Annotated in this window: 18 protein-coding genes and 1 pseudogene; 6 read left to right on the top strand and 13 right to left on the bottom strand. The window is 42.3% G+C overall.

What is annotated here, in order from left to right:
* Positions 1 to 105: pseudogene (locus B2866_RS12020) on the top strand (IS982 family transposase); the annotation flags it as partial.
* Between the two features lie 116 nt (positions 106 to 221).
* On the opposite strand, the gene B2866_RS12015 reads toward B2866_RS12020, so the two are convergent.
* From B2866_RS12015 to B2866_RS11960, 12 genes are all read right to left on the bottom strand, one after another.
* The gene (locus B2866_RS12015) at positions 222 to 1,517 is read right to left on the bottom strand and encodes a hypothetical protein (RefSeq protein WP_109592637.1); all 1,296 of its coding nucleotides are present in this window, start codon (positions 1,515 to 1,517) and stop codon (positions 222 to 224) included.
* Positions 1,518 to 1,614: 97 nt separating this feature from the next.
* Positions 1,615 to 2,484, bottom strand: coding sequence for a twin-arginine translocase subunit TatC (gene tatC, locus B2866_RS12010; RefSeq protein ID WP_011959994.1), 870 nt, complete (start codon positions 2,482 to 2,484; stop codon positions 1,615 to 1,617).
* On the bottom strand, positions 2,481 to 2,867 hold the full coding sequence (gene tatB, locus B2866_RS12005) for a Sec-independent protein translocase protein TatB (protein ID WP_036599454.1): 387 nt from the start codon (positions 2,865 to 2,867) through the stop codon (positions 2,481 to 2,483). Before tatB ends, tatC begins: the two co-directional genes overlap by 4 nt.
* Positions 2,868 to 2,922: 55 nt before the next feature.
* Complete coding sequence (gene tatA / locus B2866_RS12000) at positions 2,923 to 3,207, bottom strand: Sec-independent protein translocase subunit TatA (protein WP_011959992.1); 285 nt, start codon at positions 3,205 to 3,207, stop codon at positions 2,923 to 2,925.
* Positions 3,208 to 3,287: 80 nt separating this feature from the next.
* Positions 3,288 to 5,906 carry a copper-transporting P-type ATPase gene (locus tag B2866_RS11995; protein WP_109592633.1) on the bottom strand — a complete coding sequence of 873 codons (2,619 nt, stop codon included), beginning with the start codon at positions 5,904 to 5,906 and terminating at the stop codon, positions 3,288 to 3,290.
* 575 nt (positions 5,907 to 6,481) lie between these two features.
* Positions 6,482 to 6,976: a DUF305 domain-containing protein gene (locus B2866_RS11990; protein ID WP_060492335.1), complete on the bottom strand. Its 495-nt coding sequence runs from the start codon at positions 6,974 to 6,976 to the stop codon at positions 6,482 to 6,484.
* Positions 6,977 to 7,003: 27 nt separating this feature from the next.
* Entirely contained in the window at positions 7,004 to 8,053 is a 1,050-nt protein-coding gene (locus tag B2866_RS11985) for a copper resistance protein B (RefSeq protein WP_296194584.1), read from the bottom strand.
* A 31-nt stretch (positions 8,054 to 8,084) separates the two neighbouring features.
* The gene (locus tag B2866_RS11980) at positions 8,085 to 9,791 is read right to left on the bottom strand and encodes a copper resistance system multicopper oxidase (RefSeq protein ID WP_045448091.1); all 1,707 of its coding nucleotides are present in this window, start codon (positions 9,789 to 9,791) and stop codon (positions 8,085 to 8,087) included.
* A gap of 94 nt (positions 9,792 to 9,885) precedes the next feature.
* Positions 9,886 to 10,524 carry a DUF411 domain-containing protein gene (locus tag B2866_RS11975; protein WP_011959987.1) on the bottom strand — a complete coding sequence of 213 codons (639 nt, stop codon included), beginning with the start codon at positions 10,522 to 10,524 and terminating at the stop codon, positions 9,886 to 9,888.
* 165 nt (positions 10,525 to 10,689) lie between these two features.
* The gene (locus B2866_RS11970) at positions 10,690 to 11,313 is read right to left on the bottom strand and encodes a c-type cytochrome (protein ID WP_045448094.1); all 624 of its coding nucleotides are present in this window, start codon (positions 11,311 to 11,313) and stop codon (positions 10,690 to 10,692) included.
* Positions 11,314 to 11,374: 61 nt separating this feature from the next.
* Positions 11,375 to 11,647, bottom strand: a complete 273-nt coding sequence (locus B2866_RS11965) for a hypothetical protein (RefSeq protein WP_011959985.1) — start codon at positions 11,645 to 11,647, stop codon at positions 11,375 to 11,377.
* Positions 11,648 to 11,780: 133 nt separating this feature from the next.
* Positions 11,781 to 12,107 (bottom strand): hypothetical protein, encoded by a 327-nt coding sequence (locus B2866_RS11960; RefSeq protein WP_011959984.1) that lies wholly within the window; start codon positions 12,105 to 12,107, stop codon positions 11,781 to 11,783.
* A gap of 325 nt (positions 12,108 to 12,432) precedes the next feature.
* Between B2866_RS11960 and B2866_RS11955 the strand changes: the two genes are divergently transcribed.
* The 3 genes from B2866_RS11955 (at position 12,433) to lgt (ending at position 15,709) form a co-directional block, all read left to right on the top strand.
* Entirely contained in the window at positions 12,433 to 13,167 is a 735-nt protein-coding gene (locus B2866_RS11955; protein WP_011959983.1) for a heavy metal response regulator transcription factor, read from the top strand.
* Position 13,168: 1 nt separating this feature from the next.
* Entirely contained in the window at positions 13,169 to 14,641 is a 1,473-nt protein-coding gene (locus B2866_RS11950; RefSeq protein ID WP_011959982.1) for an ATP-binding protein, read from the top strand.
* Between the two features lie 183 nt (positions 14,642 to 14,824).
* On the top strand, positions 14,825 to 15,709 hold the full coding sequence (gene lgt, locus B2866_RS11945) for a prolipoprotein diacylglyceryl transferase (RefSeq protein ID WP_011959981.1): 885 nt from the start codon (positions 14,825 to 14,827) through the stop codon (positions 15,707 to 15,709).
* Positions 15,710 to 15,759: 50 nt separating this feature from the next.
* On the opposite strand, the gene B2866_RS11940 is transcribed toward lgt, so the two are convergent.
* A protein-coding gene (locus tag B2866_RS11940) for an IS3 family transposase (protein ID WP_407691886.1) occupies positions 15,760 to 17,315 on the bottom strand; the annotation gives its coding sequence in 2 pieces (ribosomal slippage) (positions 15,760 to 16,826 and positions 16,826 to 17,315; 1,557 coding nt in all).
* Positions 17,316 to 17,532: 217 nt separating this feature from the next.
* Here B2866_RS11940 and B2866_RS11935 point away from each other — a divergent pair.
* Together B2866_RS11935 and hsdR are read left to right on the top strand one after the other, a co-directional pair.
* The gene (locus B2866_RS11935) at positions 17,533 to 19,503 is read left to right on the top strand and encodes a hypothetical protein (protein WP_109592625.1); all 1,971 of its coding nucleotides are present in this window, start codon (positions 17,533 to 17,535) and stop codon (positions 19,501 to 19,503) included.
* Positions 19,504 to 19,765: 262 nt separating this feature from the next.
* Positions 19,766 to 22,192 (top strand): EcoAI/FtnUII family type I restriction enzme subunit R, encoded by a 2,427-nt coding sequence (gene hsdR / locus B2866_RS11930; protein WP_296194595.1) that lies wholly within the window; start codon positions 19,766 to 19,768, stop codon positions 22,190 to 22,192.
* Positions 22,193 to 22,217: the final 25 nt, after the last annotated feature.

Genomic DNA, 22,217 nt, shown 5'->3' with positions numbered 1-22,217 from the left:
GGGTTTATCACAAACTTGCTGTCGGGTTTGATTGCTTATTGCTGGTTTCCCTATAAGCCCACCATCAAAAACATGCCTCAGCAAGGGCAGGTGGCTACATTGTAAATAGTATCAATGAGTTACAATGTGGCTTATCCCGAACTGGGGTTAGGTAAGAAGAATATTGAATTAGTTAACCGGACTTATAACAGCCTAATGCCATCTAAATAAGACCTAGACGATCACACCTGAAAGACAGGCGCGAATCCACCGCCTGGCGTACGGAAGTTAGTCACCTGACCTTGATACACACGCGCAGCAGGTAGTAACAGTTTTCCGCCATACGTATAAAGACGTATATCTACCTTTCTTGTTGTTACGATGTCATCAATTTTGAGTGATCTCTCTCCTGCAGGGACAAAGGTCTGTGCGATATAATCTTCATCCAGAATGTTTTCGAAGACGCGTCGAGTCAGTTTGCTACCGCGATAAACGCCTTTGCTTCCATGACCAGCAACTGGCTTAAAAAACAGTTGCCGCCGAGTAAGCCACAACTCTGCTGCATCGTCTCTTGATACAATCTTAGTCCTCGGTACAGACCTTTCGAGGCACTCCACTGCAGCCTCATCCAGACCCCAAGAGCGCAATATTTGGGAGTCTGATAGCAATGTCAGGTTTTGCTTATTGGCCAACATAGCATGTACGCGGGGATTGGGTGTCACTACCACAGCACCCTCTAAATAAGCCTGCTTAAGCAATACATGGTCAGGGTCCTCAAATGCAAAGTCGACAAGCCGATTGTAAATCATATCGATTTTCTGGCCATGGGCTGTTAACGTACCGTCGATATACTCGAGTTCAGAGGGATCAAGTATCACAGTATCAATACCTCTAGCTTGGAGCAGTTGACAGGCTAACTCAAACTCTAAGAACATGAACTGACTCTCGGGGTCATTGTCCACAATGGCTATCCGATTGGGCATAGCAACAGCGGACTGTCGCTGCCATTCCTGTTTGAACATGTCAAACACTGCTTCCTCGAACCTATCTAGCATTTGATTGGTTGCAGCGCTTTGCTCTGAGGGGTTGCAACAGCGTTTTTGTGCGCGAGCGAGCAACACATTCAGAAATGCGCCACCGGCATTAGTATTGACCTCGATGAGCTGAGGTCCATCGCTACCCAAGTGAAAGTCATAACCCATGAGGGCCCCTATTGGGCCTGGGTCGAAAGCAGCTATTTCTGGTGCCCACGACAGCACTTGCTCTTGATACAATGGCAGTTCGGCAGCTGACTCGATAGCCCTGACGATTCGCTCCATCGCCTCTATCTCTGTTTTGGGAACGAACACGGGTGTTGCTGAAAAAAGCTTATTAAGCTCGTTCGCTCCTATTGGATTGTTTCTAGTTTCTACCAATTGATCTTGAAGGCTTGTATTAAGCGCTTTACGATCAAGGGTAATGCAGTAGCACTCTTGGTTAAGTCGATTTGCAAGACCGTCATTTTTTTCGTTGTTATTAGTATTAGTTGGGTGTTCCATTTAGAGTCCGTCGCTAAGTAGAGTACTCACGCTGACATACTCTAGTAAAAAGTAAAAAGTAAAAAGTAAAAAAGGTTCTTGGCGTATTTAAGTAGTGCTAGCTACTTTCTAATGTTTCATTCCCTGAGACTAAATCATTATTTCGTTCATTTTTAATTAATATCTTTGCTAAGAGTAAACCCAGCTCAAATAATAGCCACATAGGAATCGCCAACAACAGCATTGATACACCATCAGGCGGTGTCACTACCGCGGCGATCCCAAAACAGCCGACTATGATATAACGACGCTTATCTTCTAAAATTTGAGTAGAAACGATTCCGGCCATTATCAGCAATAAGGTAACCACTGGAATCTCAAAAGTCAGTCCAAACACCATAAATAGCTTGAGGGCAAAGCTCAGATAACTGTCAATATCGGTCATTGGTATAACGTTCTGCGGAGCGAACATAATAAAAAATTTCAATACCCCTTTGAGTACGACAAAGTAGGAAAAAGCAACACCAGCATAAAATAGAAATATCGAAGATAGCAGTACAGGAATGGCAATTTTCTTCTCTTTTTTATATAAGCCGGAAGCTACAAATGACCAAATTTGATACAGGATATAAGGCATTGCTAAAAATGCGGCGACGAATATCGTTAAGCGAATGGGTGCCATAAAGTTTGACGTTATATCAGTGGCAATCATGGTCGAATTGATGGGTAACTGCGCCACTAATGGGTCTGATAAAAGATTATAAAGCTCGCGTGAAAATCCCACCAATACTAAGAATATAATTAAGACGACCACGCATATTCTTATTAAGTGCGTACGCAGCTCGATTAAATGTCCGGTAATAGGCATATCGCCAAGCGTACCTAACGTATCTCCAGACTCACTATTCTGTGTTGTATCTGTTGGCGCCTCAAACTCTATATCTGTTATTTTTTCTTGTCGACTTTTTTGCCGTTTAAATAGGCTCACTGATCCGCCTCCTGTTTAATGAACGAGGAGGTAGTATTCTGTTGATGGTCTTTATCATAAGGGGTGATTGACTGATGTGAAGCGTCTAGGCTTTGGTTCTGTGACTGCTCAAACTTTTGCATACTGCCACGCATTTCTGCTAATTCGCGCTTCATATCCGACTCGGTCTGACGGATTTTCGCAAGTTCATTTTGCATTTGTTGACGTGTTTCAGCTAGATCAAGCTCAGCTTCTATTTCAGATTGTAGAGTGGATACTGTACGGCGCAGTTTGGCATACCATTGCCCAGCGGTACGTGCGGCTTGCGGCAGTTTTTCTGGGCCCAATACGATTAAAGCAATGACGCCAAACAAGAGTAATTCGGAAAACCCAATATCAAACATAACAGTCACATATATTAATAGACTACTTAGTGCCGCTATTTATAAGCGGCGCGCTTCATACTTTAGGCTGGTCATCAGTGGAAATAGGGCTGATTTCCATATCATCAGCCTGATTACCTACACGCGTATTTAAATCATTACTTGCAGCTGGCGTACTATTTTCATGGCTAAGCACATGATTTTTGCGAGCATTCTCGGGTTCTTCATCTTTGACCGCTTCTTTAAAACCCTTCACCGCACCGCCTAAATCTTTACCTGCATTTTTAAGCTTGGCAGTACCAAATACGACCACCACTACGACCAATAAAATCAGCCAATGTGTAATAGAAAAGCTGCCCATAACGGTATCCTTATATTTTGTGATCTTGTTTAGACCAGTATGTGTCAGTGTGCTTTAGAACACTTTTTACCGTACCAGAATTATAGTTTCAAACGGCGCAATCGCAGCGCGTTAGCAATCACCGAGAATGACGACAAGCTCATCGCTGCCGCTGCTATCATCGGACTGAGCAGAAGCCCAAATATGGGATAGAGCACACCTGCGGCAATAGGAACACCAAGTGCATTGTAGATAAAGGCAAAAAACAGATTCTGTCTGATATTGCGCATGGTGGCGTGGCTAAGCTTATAAGCTTTGGCAATGCCCATTAAATCACCTTTTAGCAGGGTAATGCCCGCACTCTCCATCGCCACATCGGTACCGGTTCCCATAGCGATACCAACATTAGCTTGCGCTAGCGCTGGTGCGTCGTTGATACCATCACCCGCCATAGCGACCAATTTACCGCTGTCTTGCATTTCTTTGACGATACGGTTTTTATCCTCTGGTGAGACATCCGCATGAACTTCATCAATACCTAGTTTATTGGCGACTGCCTGCGCGGTTTTTTCGTTGTCACCGGTTAGCATCACAACTTTTAAACCTGCGTCATGAAGCAGTGAAATAGCCTCTTTAGTGCTTGGTTTAATAGGGTCAGCAACTGAAATAATACCAGCAGCTTTACCGTCTATAGCCACAAACATTACCGTTTCACCGTCTTTTCTACGGACATCAGCTTTAGTGGACAGCTCATTATCAAAACTATTTAGGCTTTCCATAAGCTTAGAGTTACCAATAGCGACTTTCTTACCATCGACCACGGCTTGTACGCCTTCGCCAGTAGTCGAATTAAAGTCAGTAGCTTTAGGAATAATGAGTGATCTTTCTTGAGCTGCTCTAACGATAGCTTCTGCTAAAGGATGCTCGCTAGCGCTTTCTACTGAGGCTACCAATGCGAGGAACTCGTCTTCATCTTGACCTACCTGCGCATCAATTGCGGTAAGCTCGGGCTTACCAGCGGTCAGTGTTCCGGTCTTGTCGACGACAATGGTATCGACTTTTTCCATACTCTCTAACGCTTCAGCATTTTTGATGAGGACGCCGTTTTGCGCGCCTTTACCAGTACCGACCATAATAGACATAGGTGTCGCCAGACCAAGGGCACAAGGACAGGCAATAATCAGTACCGCGATAGCGTTAACCAAAGCATAGGCCATAGCCGGCTCAGGGCCAAAGATTGCCCAGACAATAAAGGTTATGATAGAGCTGACAATAACAATAGGTACGAACCAACCCGCCACTTGATCTACCAAGCGCTGGATAGGCGCGCGGCTACGCTGAGCTTCGGCAACCATTTGTACAATTTTGGATAATACCGAATCTGCTCCAACATTGACCGCTTCGACCAATAGCGTTCCGGTGCCATTTACCGTACCACCAGTCACTGTATCTCCTGCTACTTTTGATACAGGGATTGGCTCACCCGTCACCATTGATTCATCAACATTACTATTACCATCGATCACTGTACCATCTACGGGTAGTTTCTCACCTGGTTTAACCCGTAGCTTATCGCCAGTGACGACCTCATCAAGCGAGACTTCGACTTCTTCACCGTTTTCATCGACACGTCTTGCGGTTGGTGGTGCGAGCTCAAGCAAAGCTCTAATCGCACCTGAAGTTTGACTTCTAGCTTTGAGCTCTAATACTTGACCCAGTAGCACCAAGGTCACAATGACCGCTGCCGCTTCATAGTAGACTCCGACTTGACCAGAGGCATCTCTGAAACTGTCTGGGAAAATATCGGGAAAAAAGGTCGCGACAATACTAAAAATATAAGCAGCGCCTACGCCTATCGCAATCAAGGTAAACATATTTAGATTGCGGCTTTTTATAGACTGCCAGCCACGGACGAAAAACGGGGCGGCGCCCCAAAGCACTACAGGGGTCGCGAGCACTAACTCAGCCCATTGTAAGATCTTTGAGGAGATACCATACTGACTAAAATTAACTACGTTTAAGTCAAACATACCGCTCATCACATATATTAATAGCGGTACAGTCAACACGGTACATATCCAAAAACGACGAGTCATGTCGTCAAGCTCTGAGGTGTCCTCTTCACCGATAGTAAGCGTTTCGGGCTCAAGCGCCATACCACATATCGGACAACCGCTATTTCTAACGTCTCTCACTTCAGGATGCATAGGACAGGTATATACCGTGCCATCGTAATCAGCAGGTACTTTATCGTATTTACCGCCTTTAACAGATTTTACTCCGCTACTATCAGTATCCTTTCCATGACAGCTAGCGTGACTATCATCTTTAGCAACTTCGTCTTCAGGTTTAAGAAACATGCCACATATTGGGCAGTCACTTTTTTCAACATCTCTTACTTCTGGATGCATAGGACAAATATAGACCGTACCGCTATAATTTTCCGGTATCTTGTCGTACTTATCGTCTTCGACAGAATTTACCTCATTACTATTATTAGCATCCGCTCCATGACAATGCGCATGACTATCTTCATGGTTGTTGGATTCAGCAACCTCGTCTTCAGGTTTAAGAAACATGCCGCATATCGGACAATCGCTCTTTTCAGTATCTCTAACCTCAGGATGCATAGGACAAATATAGACCGTACCGCTATAATTTTCTGGTACTTTATCGTACTGACCACCTTTGATAGATTTTTCATCGGCAATATGTTTCATAAAACCACTCCTTGAAGACAATAAATATTTATAATAAGTACAACTCTTAAAGCACTATCATCAATCCTCGATTGCTATTCATCTAATCATTAATCTAAAAACCTCTAAAAAATAATTTCTATACTTTTCAATTGGAATTTAGTTTTTATCACGCAAATACTTGAGCAGTGCCATGATTGTTAGTACTAGTACTGCGAAAAATAGTAGCGCAAACAACAAGCAGAGAGCCATCCAACCCCAACCCATGCCTTCCATCATAGTATTTCTCCAAGACTCATAGCACTCATATTGACAGTGGTGGGCGAGCGTATACTTTTAGATGCTTACTATCACTCAAGAATAGCAATCGACAGATATTGAACATTTCGATATAGGAATAAGAGGTTTTGAAATAAGAACAGTAAAACAAAGAGCAGTTACTGCAGTTGAAGGGGTAGGTAAAAAATCACATTAATTATCTGTGCAATCTGTCCTTTTAAGGTAAAGGTACCAGCGAAGACTATAGCGCTGATACCAGGTATCACCATTTTTTCATAATCAATTTCTTAGCTTGCCATACCTCTATATATAGCCGTCTATTCGAGCTCTTCAATAAGCGCTTGCATCTCAGCGATTTCACGCTTTTGCGCTTTAATAATATCGTCAGCGAGCTGTTGTACTCTAGGGTCTTCAATATCTGCTCTTGAGCTCGTCAAAATGGCAATCGAGTGATGAGGTATCATGGCTTGCATCCAATCGACTTGATCAACCGTTGCTTGGGAACGCACACCCCAAATACCTACAGCAAACATTACTACACTTATTCCATAAACCAGTAGATTTACCTTGGTCTTCTTATACATATTACCCATAAAGGCCAGCATAATGACGGCCATACCGGCACCCATGTAGAGCGCCATATAAGCTCGGGTCTCACTAAAATAAACATGATCCAATTGATAGGTATTAAAATACATCATGATAAACATTACAATCGTAGACGTCAGAATCATCAAAGTGAACTTCACATAAGGATTCATGCCCTGTTGATGGCTTTGATGATTCATGCTGTTTTGATCAGAAGTATTCATAATATATCTCCTATAATTTTGACAATGTTAGAACCAGAATTTAACACCGGCAGTCAAACTACTGCTATCAACCGATTCATTTTCTTGACGCCGCTGGTCACGCGCACTGCCAAGAGCCGTCTCATAGCTCACACCGACGTAAGGTGCCAGTTGACGACCTAAGGTTTCATAAGTCAGTCTAACTTCAGTCTCTAATTCATTGAATCCCTTGGTGATATGATTGTCAATATCGTCTTTACTAAAAGCTGACAGACCAACTTCCGGTATCACAACCCAGTGCTGACTCAAACGCCATTCATATTCTGCACCAAGATCAAGCCTAACTTGACCATCGGTGTAGAGATATGCTCTAGCATCTGTTTCAATAAAGTAAGGCATTGTGCCGACAATACCGGCCATAATGGCAGGCTTATCATTCTTGGTATCATAGGCGACCCCTGCTTCGCCATTCCAAAAAATACTTAGCGGCTTCCAGTAAGACAATGAGGTCAGACTATCAATGTCTTTCTCATCTTTGGTCTGAACACTACCTTCACTACGTAAAGATAGACGGCGCTCATCTAGGCCATACCAAGCACTAACCTCATAATTAATCTGATCGTCATCAAACTGATAGCCTAAATCGTCTACAGAAACGCCCCATAATGGCATATCACCCATCATCATAGGCTGACCATAGCGTCCATAGGGAACACCGTTTGAATAGTCAGGACTGCGAGCATCAGCTGGAGCTTTACCACCTTGCATACCTGACATATCCATACTGCCATGGTCCATGCCTGACATATCCATACTGCCATGGTCCATGCCTGACATATCCATGCCACTGTGATCCATATCCGACATGTCCATACCAGACATATCCATTTTGCTATGATCCATATCCGACATGCCCATACCAGACATATCCATTTTGCTGTGATCCATATCCGACATGTCCATACTACTATGGTCCATATCTGACATAGTCATGTCTTTTTTAGCAGTGGCAGGGTCAGCAGCATTAGCAAATGATGATGCTAGTAATACCAATGATGATACCCCAGCGAACCGTAAACCCACTTTATGTATTTTCATCTCATCTCTCACCTATCAACCAAAGATTTGCTTAAACGACCGCCACTTCTCTGAACATACCGGCTTCCATATGATAGAGCAGATGACAATGCCATGCCCATCGACCAGCTTCTCCTGTGACATCAAAGCTAATTTTTTGAGCTGGTTGCACCATCATAGTATGCTTGCGCACCTGAAACTCACCGTTAGGCATGCGCAAATCGCTCCACATCCCATGTAAATGCATCGGATGATTCATCATCGTGTCATTGACTAAGGTAATACGCACGCGCTCACCCGGCTTGATATTGACCGGCGTGGCCTCACTGAACTTAACCCCATCAAACGCCCAAATATAGCGCTCCATGTTACCGGTTAAATGTAGCTCGATCTCTCGGGTAGGCTTGCGCTGCTCCGCAAATATTGCCTCATCGACAGAGCGTAGCTGACTATAATTCAATACCTCTCTATTAATATTGCGCAGGTTGATACCTGGATCGTCAAGGTTCATACGTGGACTGTCCACACGCATATCAGACTTAAAGTCATATTCTGTTTTAGCGTGCTTAGCTTTATAACCATTAGCACCCATAGCACCCATCATATCTGCCATGGTGAGCCATTCAATTTTGTCCATAGCAGGCGTTGCCGCACGAGCACCTTCTTTGGTGGCAAGCGTTGCTGCGACATAGCCCGAACGGTCTATGTTTTGGGCAAATATGGTATGCGCATCTTTGGTCGGGGTGACAATGACATCATAGGTCTCAGCCACGCCAATACGAAAATCATCAATAGCGACTGGTGCGACATCATTACCATCCGTTGAGACGACTGTCATTTTAAGACCGGGTATGCGTACATCAAAGATGGTTTGCGCTGAGGCATTGATAAAGCGTAATTTAACGCGCTGTCCTGCTTTGACGATTTGCGCCCAATTAGCTGCGGTCGTTTTGCCATTGATAAGGTAGGTAAATGTGTTTTCACCCGACAAGTCCGTAAAATCAGTGGGCATCATGCGCATCTGATTCCACATTTTGCGCTTATCAAACGCGGTTTTCATATCCGTTTCGGCAATATCAGCAAGCAGTTTTTTGAAGTCTGGTAGATGGTAGTTGTCAAAGTCGGCGCGCTGTTTGAGCAGCTTCAAGAGATTATGCGGGTTGCGGCTGGTCCAATCACTAAGCACGATCACATGGTCTTCGTCGATAGGATGACGCTCACGCCCTTTAGGTTCAATCACAATGGCACCCAGCATACCGGTTTGTTCTTGGAACCCACTGTGTGAGTGATACCAATAAGTGCCTGATTGTTTTAATTTGAATTTATAAGTAAAGGTGCTGTTCGCAGGAATGCCATCAAAGCTAATGCCCGGCACCCCATCCATCTCAAACGGTACTAGTAGTCCATGCCAATGGATAGAGGTTGATTCATCCATCTGATTATGAACACGTATCACCACCGTATCGCCTTCACGCATTTTTAGCGTCGGTGCTGGTAGTGAATCATTGATGAGCGTCGCCATGCTCTTTTTGCCGTTCACAATAGCGGACTGTTTACTGACGTATAAATCAAACTCTTTCCCTGTCAATACAGGTACTTTATGAACGTTTTGATCACTATTAATAGTAGCGCCCTGACTGCCTGAGCGACTCGATTGTCCCAATGCGCTACTAGCAATAGTCGGCATCAAGGAGGCACCAAGGACAGCAGAGGATCCGGTTAAAAAACGTCGGCGGTTCAGTATGTTCTTTTTATTCATAATGATAACCTGATTTAATTTGAGAGATGGTGGTTAAGCTTATAGTTATAATATTTTCGATATTTAACAGAATCTATTCACATCTAAGCCAACACTACAGCTGCTGCTGAGGAGACTCAATAGCAGCATAGACTTCTGTGGTGCCGTCTTTATTAAGCTGCATTACCTTATAAGGCATGAATTTACCTTCATACTCCATACCGGGGCTACCAACCGGCATACTCGGTACGGCAAGTCCAATAGCTTGTGCAGGAGGATTTGCTAAGAATTCAGCCATGTGTTTAGCAGGGACATGCCCTTCAAAGACAAAACCGTCGGTGGTAACGGTGGTATGACAAGAGCGCATTTGCTGTGGTACGCCATAACGCTCCTTAAATAAGGATAGATCTTCCACATCGTGCGTGGTTGCACTTAATCCATTGTTTTTTGCATAGCCTACCCATTCTTTACAGCAGCCGCAGTTGGCATCTTTATAAACCGTGGCTGAGACGTTTTTGAGTAATGATGACGAGCTGTTAACGGGAGCATTTGTAGGAGCAGAACTTTCATTTTGTACTTGTGCATTCTGGGTAGCGGACTGTTCAACCTTTACTGGTTGAGAATCAGAGCCACTGGTATTAGATTGGCTGCAAGCGGCTAGCGTTAACGAGAGTGACGATGTCACCACCAATAAAAGGACACGACCGGATAACCAGCTATGTCCATTAGAAAGCACATGTGTGTAATGTCTCATTAAATTACTCCTAAACGTCTATTGTTATGCTCGATATTCTAAAAACTTACACCCTATATTTGAATTCTTATGTACTTAACTAAAAACATTAAATGCAGCACTGTTCAGTACTGCATTATTAATAGCGACAACCGTGAGTTAGGAGGCTTTCATATCTAGAAAGTATTAATGCTGCATTCCAGATCCATCATCCGACATATTCATACCCATATCACCACCATCTGACATATTCATATCACCGTCAAATGACATGTCCATCATATCGCCATCTATCCTAGTGGTTAGCATCGTGTATTGGCTTTCATCTAATTCAGGTAACGATCTAATGAAGGCTACCATTGCCCACATTCTACCGTCATCATGGGACGCGCCCCACGCAGGCATTCCAGATGCCATAATACCGTGCTTGATTGCCCAAAAGCTTTGCTTTGCACCGTCTTCTGTTTGATAACGTTTGACAATATCAGCCTTGGTAAAGTTGGGCGGCTTTGGATATAAGCTCTCACTAAAGTCAGTTTGTGCCACTCCCGGAGACAAGTGACAGCCTGCACACATATCCTTATAGTCCGCGCCACCAGAACTGATTAGCTCAACCTTCTCTAAATCTGGTACCACAATATCTTTACTGGCATTTTCTATGGAACGATTGCGAGCAGTTTCTAAAAAGCTAAACATCATTGGGCTATGCTCTTGGTCAGCTCCCACATTGACAACGCCACTAGTAACAACCGCAAACACGCTAACGATTGCCACAAATACGGTAAAGAGCGCACCCAATAAAAATTTCATATGTTTTCCTAAAAATTTATTTCCGTTAAGTGTTGACTGCTATTTAACAGAGCTAAAATTTTTAAGATTTACTGTCGTTAGTAACGCAGTGTTTTTGGTACATTTGCTTCATTTTACCCATGTTAGCCATCATCGCTTTCATGGCAGGATCGCTCATGTCCATCTTGCTATGATCCATTTTTCCCATCATATCCATATGCTTTTGCATTTTTTCACAGTTCATTTGATCTTTTTCAGCATGCATTTTAGGGTCATGCGCCATAGCTGAGGTCGATACGACAAGAGCGATGGCCGTCATTGCGATTGATTTAGACAGTAATTTAAATTGTGACATGATTAATTCCTATTGTTTGGATTAAAGGCTATTGAGTTCAATAGCTGTTAAACCAGCCTAAATGATACATCATTCATTCTGACTGGCAGATGACGTTAAGATTACAATGCTGTCATTCTCACTGCTTTAGATTTTAATGCGCGATATATTCATTTAATATGGCTTCAGCATTTCTATCACGATCGCTACCATATTTTTTTACAAAATACTTTTCAGACTGCAAATGTTGATCTTGATGTTGAACCTGACAAGCCACTCTGGCGTCGACATAACTTTTCTTTTGCTCTTTGGACATTTGTGCATCATTATGATCTGCGTTTCTTGCAAAACTAGTGAGCGCATCACAATTACCGAGAACAGAAGCATCTAAGTTTGTGGTATGCGCATTGGCCGCTGACATGCCCACTAACATCGATACTGAAAGCAAAGCTGCTTTTTTTAATGAACTATAATTTTTCATATAAGACCCTTTAAAGATAAATAACAAACTGTTTAAGTAGGATAATTGCTTTACTCGTAGAGGCAGTCTGTATCAGAGACAAGCCAATATGCGGCGTTGATTTAGAATACTAAATGGTGGCTGACAGCTAGATGACACGGATATTACATGTTCGTTAGGAACAGCATAATATTGTCATCTTCTTGTCATTAAAACCAAATACCAGCATCTGTCTCTATCCAAAGAACACTGTTATAACAAGGGTTCCTGATAAATATATGGCTGATAAGCTAACAATGTTAGTGATACGCTGTTGACAACTATAATGATATAAAGGTAAGCAACGATGAAAGTACTGTTAGTAGAAGATGAGAAAAACCTTGGAGAATATATTAAGAAAGGCTTAACTGAGGCCGGTTTCATCGTGGATCATCACATGACAGGTTTAGATGGCTATCATGCGTTAATGACTGAAGATTTTAGTGTGGTGGTGATGGATGTGATGCTGCCTGACGTCAGCGGCTTTGAGCTGATACAGCGCTACCGTGCTGCTGGAAAGCATACGCCTGTTTTATTTTTAACCGCTAAAGATGATTTAAGCGATCGGATTAAGGGCATTGAAATTGGTGGCGATGATTATCTGACCAAACCTTTTGCTTTTGCCGAGCTAATTGTCCGAATAAAAAGCCTATTGCGGCGTGCCAATCAATCAGACTATAAAAGCTCTGTCATACATATGGCTGACCTAAAAATGGATATTGCTAAACGCACTGTATATAGAGGCGATACCAACATAAAATTGACTGCTAAAGAATTTGCTTTATTACAACTTTTCTTAGAACGTCAAGGTGAGGTACTGCCACGCACTGTGATTGCCTCACAAGTATGGGACATAAATTTTGACAGTGATACAAATGTCATTGACGTCGCTATAAGGCGCTTGCGGATAAAAATTGATGATGGATTTGATATAAAGCTGATTCATACGGTACGCGGAATGGGCTACAAGTTAGAGCCACTGAATGTCGACGTGGATAGTGGCATGGGCGACGATGACACCAACAAAGATGATCTAAAATAAAATGAGAGATAAATTTAAGAATCGACGCTGGCCTTTGTTATGGCGTACTGTTTTTTTACTGACAATATTTGTTGTTATCTCTCAAGTTGTTATTTATATATGGGTTCAGCGCTCTGTTAACGAGCACTTTGAGCAAATGGACTCAGAGATTATTACCCATGCAGCTTTTAACCTGCGTAAACGCATGGTGAATTTTAACGATCACATAGAACCTTTTACAGTGTCAAAGTCGCAAGCGCTAATTGATGCCAATCATCTACATTCTTCTTGGTTAGACTATGATTTAAAAACGTTAATATCAGACAAAAACGGCAATTTATTGTCCAGCGATCCCAGTAATTTCATCAATGATCTACCGGCAGATTTTAGCTTGTTACAACTATTGCAGGACTATCGCGATCAGCAGTTTATGATCAAGATAAATAATAGGCATTACCGAGCCATTATCATTACACATCAAGAGGTTTTGGCATTTATTGCTCTACCTATCGATGTGCATCATCAATATCTTATCCAGTTTAATCGCCAGCTGAGCTTGATACTTATCGCCATTACCTTATTATTGGTTTCAGTAGCAGCACTAAGTGTACACTGGGGTTTTGCTCCCCTAGCTACTATCGTACAAAAGATGAAAGGCATTAATCTTCAAAGGTTAGATGAAAGAATTGTGGTTGGCGATATGCCGTTAGAATTACGTCCACTAACGGAGTCTTATAATTCTATGATGGTCAAGCTTGAAAGTAACTTTGAATCATTATCACGGTTTTCAGACAATATCGCCCATGAGCTACGTACGCCAATAGCGACGCTGAGTACGCAAACGCAAGTCATGTTAACTAAGCCAAGAGAAAGCGACGAATACATTGAGCAATTGCATCATCAGCATGATACGTTAAAGCAGTTATCCGCCATGATTAACGATATGTTATTACTGGCAAAAACTCAAAAAGAGCTGAGTGATTCGCAAATCAGTCATGTCGATATAGAGAGCTTGATCACAAAGCTTATAGATTATTATGAGATGATTGCTGAGGATCGTGAGATAATCTTTGAAAAATCGGGTGATTTTAAAACAGTACTAGGTGATAAAGGCTTATTGCAACGGCTGTTTGCCAACCTGATGTCAAATGCGATTTATTATGCGGCTAGTAATAGCACTATTATGATATCCGCTACTGTCCTCACTTCAAGCACCTCGCTTAATGCGCCAAAAGACGATATTCAATCCCCAGAGCAGCTCTGGTTAAGAATAACTATGACCAACCGTCTAGACAAACCATTAAATCAGATTGAAGCCGATAAACTGTTTGAGCGATTCTATCGTCATGATAAAACGAATACGATGCATTCAGGAACAGGCTTAGGCTTATCTATTGTGCAAGCTATCGCCAATGCTCATAATGGCAAAGTTAGTATTACTATCAAAGATGAGTGTCTTTTTGAGGTTGCTGTAAAGTTGTTGATTGCCAGGTAGTAAATACCTTCATACTGTCTATGAACCGCTCAGATTAGATCGAAGGCGAGTTTACTTGGAAGGTCTCTCTATCCATAAGATGAGATTCTGACTTGCGATAGTTGTACTTTTCAATTGTTGGACAAAAAATTTCTTATATAAGCCTATTTCATACATTCTATTACCAATAATTATGATGCCTTTATGATGATTCATCCTCAGTATGATCCCGTAGCGCTTTCCTTGGGTCCATTGGAAGTGCACTGGTATGGGCTAATGTATTTGCTAGCCTTTGCTGCCGCTTACGGTTTGGCTTGGTATCGCAGTACCAAACGCGACAATTGGACCACCGACATGGTCTCTGACTTAGTCTTTTATGGCGCGCTTGGTGTCATCTTAGGCGGTCGTATTGGCTATGTGCTGTTTTATCAGTTCGGTGAATTACTCCAAAACCCTGCCTATATATTAAAAGTCTGGGAAGGCGGTATGTCTTTCCACGGCGGCTTTATCGGCGTCATGCTAGGTATGTGGTTCTTTGCCCGTAAATATAAAAAGACTACCTTTCAAGTATTCGATTTTATCGTTCCTTGTGTACCAACCGGCTTACTGTTTGGGCGTATCGGCAACTATATCAATGGCGAATTATGGGGTCGCGTCTCAGACGGTGGCTATAACTGGCTGACCTACTTTCCGCAAGCCGCGGCGTTTGATATGGAGCAATTACAGAGCAATCCACAATTGCAAGAATTGATGATTGAAGTCAATGGTCAATACATATTGCCTCGTCATCCATCACAGCTATATGAAGCCTTTGCCGAAGGTCTGCTGCTATTTATATTCTTATGGTGGTATTCATCAAAACCACGTCCACGTATGGCCGCCTCCGCTGTATTCTTACTAGGCTATGGCATCAGCCGCTTTATCATTGAATTCTTCCGCCAGCCAGATGCTGACCAAGGATTCATATTATTAGGTTGGATGACCAAAGGGCAAATCTTAAGCGCGCCGATGATTATCGCCGGCTTAATCATGCTGATTTATGCTTACAAACGCGGTATTTATGATTGGGGTAAGCAGTCTGCATATTAGAAATAAGTGTCGACGGAGTTTTTCAAGGTAGTTGTCACCATCAAGCTAAATTAAGCGGCTTGTAATCTTTGCTGTTGTTGCTCTTTTACAGGATTTAGCGTTGTTGGCCCTACAGGCTCGCAGTTCCTCACCTCCTGAGTTCCCCAGCGTATCGGGTTTTCATCTTTAGCGCGCTGCATCGTGAGCAGACGCTTCGCCAGTACTTCCTTATCCTCACCCGTATGGCGCTGATTGGGCGTCACAAAGTTCAGCTGACTGTGCTTATGCTCATTGTTGTACCAGCGCGTGAAGCTCAGCATCCATCGTCTTGCCGCATCTAAGCTCTTAAAGCCATCGATAGGCCAATTAGGGCGATACTTGCAGGTTTTAAATAAAGACTCTGCAAACGGGTTGTCATTACTGACACGCGGTCTGCTGTAAGAGGTGAGTACCCCAAGCTCATACGCTTTCATGCGCATGGTTTGAGCTTTCATCGGTGCCCCATTGTCTGAGTGTAGCACCACCCCAGTGTGCAATGCATTCTCACTGATTAAAGTACGCTCAAGCAGCTGAGCTGCCAGTACACCTGACTCGTGGTCATAAACCTCCCAGCCAACAATTTTACGGCTATAGACATCCTCTATCATGTACAAATAATAGAACTGACCCCGTACCGGACTTGGCAGATAGGTGATATCCCAGCAGAACACTTGGCAAGGGCCAGTGGCAGTAAAGGTCTTTGGGGCGCTTGAGGCTTTAGGGGCAAGGGCAAGACCGCGGTGAGCCAATTGCTCATGCTGCCTCAGCACCCGATAAAAGGTAGACTCTGAGCCATGATATATCCCCTCATCAAGCAGGGTCGGTACAATTTGGGTGGGCGGCAGACTGGCAAAGCGGGGCTGATTGCACACGGCTAGGATGGCGGCTTGTTCAGAGGCGCTCAGTTTATTCTTAGGAGCTTGGCGCACGGCGTCACACCGTTTATCACCATTCACGTGACCTGCGCGGTACCAGCGCCGATAGGTGCGGATGCTAATGCCAACTTCAATACAGGCAAGGTTAAGTCTGGCTCCTGAGTGATTGGCCTCTTGTATCCAGTCTATGTATTGCTTGCGCTTAGGGAGCAAGGTCAGTCGTCATCAAACTCCTCCCAAAACGCTTCCAACTTTTTTCGCAATACCAGTAAGGCGGCAGTTTCAGCTAAAGCCTTTTCTTTTCGAGCAAGCTCTCGGGTGAGTTGTTTGATCTGTTTGCGATCGCTCTGCTGCTGACGCTTGTCTTTCAGGCTTTGTTGTTTGCTGCTGCTAAAGCCTTGTAAGGCGTCAGTACGCCACGCTTTGATTTGCTCAACATATAGGCCTTTGCTGCGGCAGTATTCGCTAAGTTCACTCTCGCTTAGGGTGGCCGTCTCTATAATGGTGGCAAGCTTGGTTTCGCTTGACCAGTCATCAGGGGTTTTATGGTTCGATGGCATGGGGTGACCTTGTTCTCTAGCTTGGGCACGCCAATTATACAGGGTCTGTAATCCGATGCCTTCACTTCTTGAAACCTCGGCAACACTTAGGCTCAGCGGGGGTAGCAGTTTGCTGAGTATAGCCTGTTTACGTTCTTCGCTATATCGTGGCATGATGTGTCCTCATTGTCCCCTTTGGAATTATTATTTAGGGGTGACAACTATCCTGCCATAGGGGGAGGCGGTTGGTGTTGGGGTAGCTACCGTTTATCGTGTGTTAAAAGAGAACTAATAGGCTCTTCTCTCTTTATTATCTCTTTTCTTTTTAGGCCATTAAACCTTTCTTCTTTAATGCCAACTAAAATTCCTACTTCTAATTAAAGGTTTTCTTATGCATCCAGTTGACTCTAGCCGTGTGGTTTTTTTCTCTATTCATGATATGGGTGGTACTACTCAGCTCAGAAAAGGTGAGGCTGTCTTAAAGCATCCTATTAAATCGGAGTATACGGATGTCAATGAGGTGATAGAACTCTTTAATATTAAGAAGTACTTTGATGCTGGACTTTTTCTGTCTACTTGGAGTTCTGATGAATTACAGCTCTTTCAAGAGCGTGTGTCTTGCTATGGCCAGGTTATTGGTAGATTCATATCCTGCCTTGATGATACTAATATTGAGAGTTTTTTCAATGCTACCAATCATAATTATATTAGTTCATTTTGGGAACTCTTTAACAGCCAAAATGTGGCTAAACGTGTATCTAATAGTGTCTTTCAAAGAATTTTGTTGCAAGAGCCCTACCTGATAAAGACTGTTTTAACTCACCCTAATGTGGTTAGCAAATATGGCTTAGTCCTAAAAGATTTTCTAATGGCTAATCCTAAGTCTGGTGAAATATTGCTTTTGATTTATGAGATTGATGACCCGTACAACAGAAATAAAATGTTGCTTCCTAAATGCCTCACTATTGAGGATAAAGAGTTTCTGATATCGAACTATCTAAGCTCTAGTGACGTAAACTTAAGCTATGTGAAGATAATAAGGAATCTGAAAAATAGAGGTGACTTTAAGATTTCCGATAAGACTAGGTTGCAAGCTAAACGTCTGTATACAAAAGAAACAGAGCGTTTGCAACAAGGTAATGAGTTGCATAATTATACTTATGGCGTGTCCATAAGTTTTGAAGAAAATATCGCTAATAATAAGCATGGATCCATGGATAATAATGTTCTGTACTATTCTTATAGCTTAGATTACGTTACTAATAACACAGACCTTTATACACTGTTTTCGAATTTTAAATACCTGTTTGAGTATCTGGATCATCAAAATAGAATAAGTCTAGTAAGTAATGAGAAAAATTTAGGCATTTTTGAGAGAATTATGGGCGTTAGCGCACAAAATGAATATAGAGGTGGAATAGCTTTCTCAGTGTCTGAAATGACCTCACAAGCCCAAATAGCTACTTACAGTAAAGTTGTAAATAAATTAGGGACATCATTAGAAGATATAGTCCATTACGTATTTGAGGAATCATTTCGAGAGAAGTACAACTTCGCAGATAACTCCAAATTCTCAATTCCTACAGCAAAAACGTTTCTAGAAAAAGTTAGATTGTTGGCACCGGAGTTTGAGTCAGCTCTAAAGCAGTTCAAAATTTTTGTAGAAGAAGGTCATATTGATTTTGAGCTCTTACAGATATCATCTTCTCCATCTTCGATAGGAGACATTCCCAGCCTTAACGAAGATAAATATATTTATTTAAACAATAACAACAATATATTGCTTCAATGTCTAAACTTATTCTTTTCAGACCAAAGAAGCCTTAATTATGTAGAGCCTTTCAAAGAGAAAGGATACAGTAATTTTTTTGATTTATTAGAAAAAGAAAAGGTAAAGTCTAGTAATTATGAAGAGTATCAACAGCCTGAGCTGAACTATCTTATAGATAATGGTTTTATAATAATTGACGAAAACGACTTTATAATAGTTACAAATCCTATAAGGCTAATCATACTCAGTGACTTGCATGATAACGATGTAGGATCCTACTATCATTATCCGCTTGAATATCGTCAGGAGGCACAAAGAATGGCTGCTGAAGGTATAGTGCAGTTTGAGAAGACACTATTTTCCAAGCCTGAGCAATCATATTTTAATTACTGCTTAAACAAAAGTGAGTTTACTAACGGGCTTGATTTAAGAAATAGCTACTTACATGGAACACAAGCGAGTCATGATGAAACTAATGTTCATGGGAATGCTTATTTTACTTACTTAAAGTTGATATTTTTAGCACTACTAAAAATTGAGGATGATTTAAATATTAATACTTCTATGAAAAGTATGACCACTCCTTACTAAGCTCTAAAACACTATAAAACATAAAAAAGACAGACCTGTAGCAGATAAACTTATTAAGGCTAATAACTTAAATATTAAGTTCAGGCCCCGTATTTACTTCTATAAATTATTTTCTATAGGCGATGATATACAAACAGTATTATCTCAAAGGTGGTTAAATACTACATGGCTAAAGTCTAGCAGATTATAAATACACAACATATGTTAAAATATAAGTTATCCTTAACGCTAGCTAGATAGGAAACGTACTGCCATGGCTGGTATCAACAAATTAGAACTATCCGAAGCTGATATTATCAGTAAATTTATTCTACCTGCCGTTATTAGCTCAGGCTGGGATGACATGACCCAAATTCGCGAAGAGGTGAAGCTTCGTGACGGCAAGGTTATCGTCCGTGGTCAAATGGCAGTACGTAAGACAGTTAAGTCAGCTGACATTGTTTTATACCACAAGCCTAACCTGCCGCTTGCTGTTATCGAGGCCAAAGCGAACAAACACTCCATTGGTAAAGGTATGCAGCAAGCGCTTGATTATGCTGGGCTGCTCGAAGTACCGTTTGTATTTTCATCCAATGGTGATGGCTTTATTTTTCATGATAAAACCAATACTACTACCCTTGAAACAGAAATTTCATTAGCAGACTTTCCGACACCCGCTGAGCTATGGGATAAGTACTGTCAATGGAAAGGCTATACGCAAGCTCAGCTGCCCATCATCACTCAAGACTATCATGACGACGGTAGTGGTAAAGTACCACGCTACTATCAGCTACAAGCCATTAATAAGACCATAGAAGCCATTGCTCGCGGACAGAATCGTATTTTGCTGGTAATGGCGACAGGTACAGGTAAAACCTACACTGCCTTTCAAATCATTTGGCGACTGTGGAAAGCCAGAGAGAAAAAGCGCATTTTGTTTTTAGCTGACCGCAATATTTTAGTCGATCAAACTCGAGTTAATGACTTTCAGCCTTTTGGCACTGCGATGACTAAAATAGAAGGCCGTACCGTTGATCCAGCCTTTGAGATTCATCTTGGTTTATATCAAGCGTTAACAGGCCCAGAAGAGCATCAGAAAGCCTTTAAACAGGTTGCGCCAGACTTCTTTGACCTAATCGTCATTGACGAGTGCCATAGAGGTAGTGCCGCTGAAGACAGTGCTTGGCGTGAGATACTGGAATACTTTAATAGCGCCACACAAGTAGGCTTAACGGCGACACCTAAAGAGACTGACGAGGTCTCTAATTCGTATTATTTCGGGAACCCTGTCTATACCTATACCCTAAAACAGGGTATTGAAGATGGATTTTTAGCACCTTATAAAGTGGTTCGAATTGATATCGATGTCGATATGCAAGGCTGGCGTCCAACCAAAGGACAGACAGATAAGCATGGTGAGTTGATTGATGATCGTATCTATAACCAAAAAGATTTTGATCGTACCTTAGTGATTGATGAGCGTACTGAGTTGGTGGCACAGACCATCACTAGCTACCTTCAGCGCACTGACCCCATGGCCAAAACAATTGTATTCTGTAATGACATTGATCATGCGGAGCGAATGCGCCGTGCTTTGATTAACTGTAATCCAGAGCAGGTCAAAAAGAACGAAAAGTATGTCATGAAAATCACGGGTGATGATGAGTTGGGCAAAGCCCAGCTTGATAATTTCATCAACCCCAAAAAGCTCTATCCTGTGATAGCGACGACTTCAGAGCTGATGACCACAGGTGTCGATGCCCAAACCTGTAAGCTAATCGTGCTAGATCAAAACATCAAATCGATGACCAAGTTTAAGCAGGTTATCGGTCGTGGCACCCGTATCAATGATAAATACGGCAAGCTATGGTTTACGATTCTCGACTTCAAAAAAGCGACTGAGCTATTTGCAGATGAGCGCTTCGATGGTATTCCTGAACGTATCATGACTGTGACGCCATCGCAGATTAATGAAGGGAGCGATGAGCTTGATGAAGTGGTAGATGGAGAGTCAGACGCAGATCTAGATATTGCTAATGGTACTGATTTAGCCTATACAACTCAAACTGATAATAACGACTTTGATTTAGGGGCTGGTATGGGTGATGACATGGGTGTTAGTGAGCCTGCTAAAAAATACCATGTGAAAGGCGTACCTGTAAAAGTAATGGCTCAGCGTATCCAGTATTATGATACTGATGGTAAGCTAGTCACCGAGTCTTTTCAGGACTATACTCGCAAAACCTTCAGCAAGCAGTTTGCTAGTTTGGATGAGTTTACCAAGCGTTGGAACGATGAGGAACGTAAACAAACCATTATTGATGAGCTGGCAAACGCTGGTATTATTTGGGAAGCCTTACAAGAAGAGATTGGGTCAGATATGGACCCCTTCGATCTGATCTGTCATGTGGTCTACGACCAGCCACCTTTGACACGTCGTGAACGTGCGAATGAAGTCAAAAAGCGCAATTACTTTACCAAGTATTCAGAAACTGCTCAAAAAGTACTTAACGCTTTGCTCGATAAGTATGCTGATGCAGGTGTAGAAGAAATCGAAAGCTTGAACGTGCTCAAAGTAAAACCACTTGATCAGTTAGGTAGTCCGATGGAAATTGTCAGAGAAGGCTTTGGTAGCAAAAAAGACTATCAGCAAGCCATTAGTGATCTCGAAGATGAAATATATTGGACACTACCGCCTAAGCAAGCTTAAGCAACTAGAAAGAATTAGCTACGAT

Source organism: Psychrobacter sp. UBA3483 (genome assembly GCF_002377905.1).
In the GTDB taxonomy this organism is placed as follows: Bacteria; Pseudomonadota; Gammaproteobacteria; order Pseudomonadales; family Moraxellaceae; genus Psychrobacter.
Note: the sequence above shows the minus strand (reverse complement) of the source record. Positions and strands in the feature narration are given on the sequence as shown.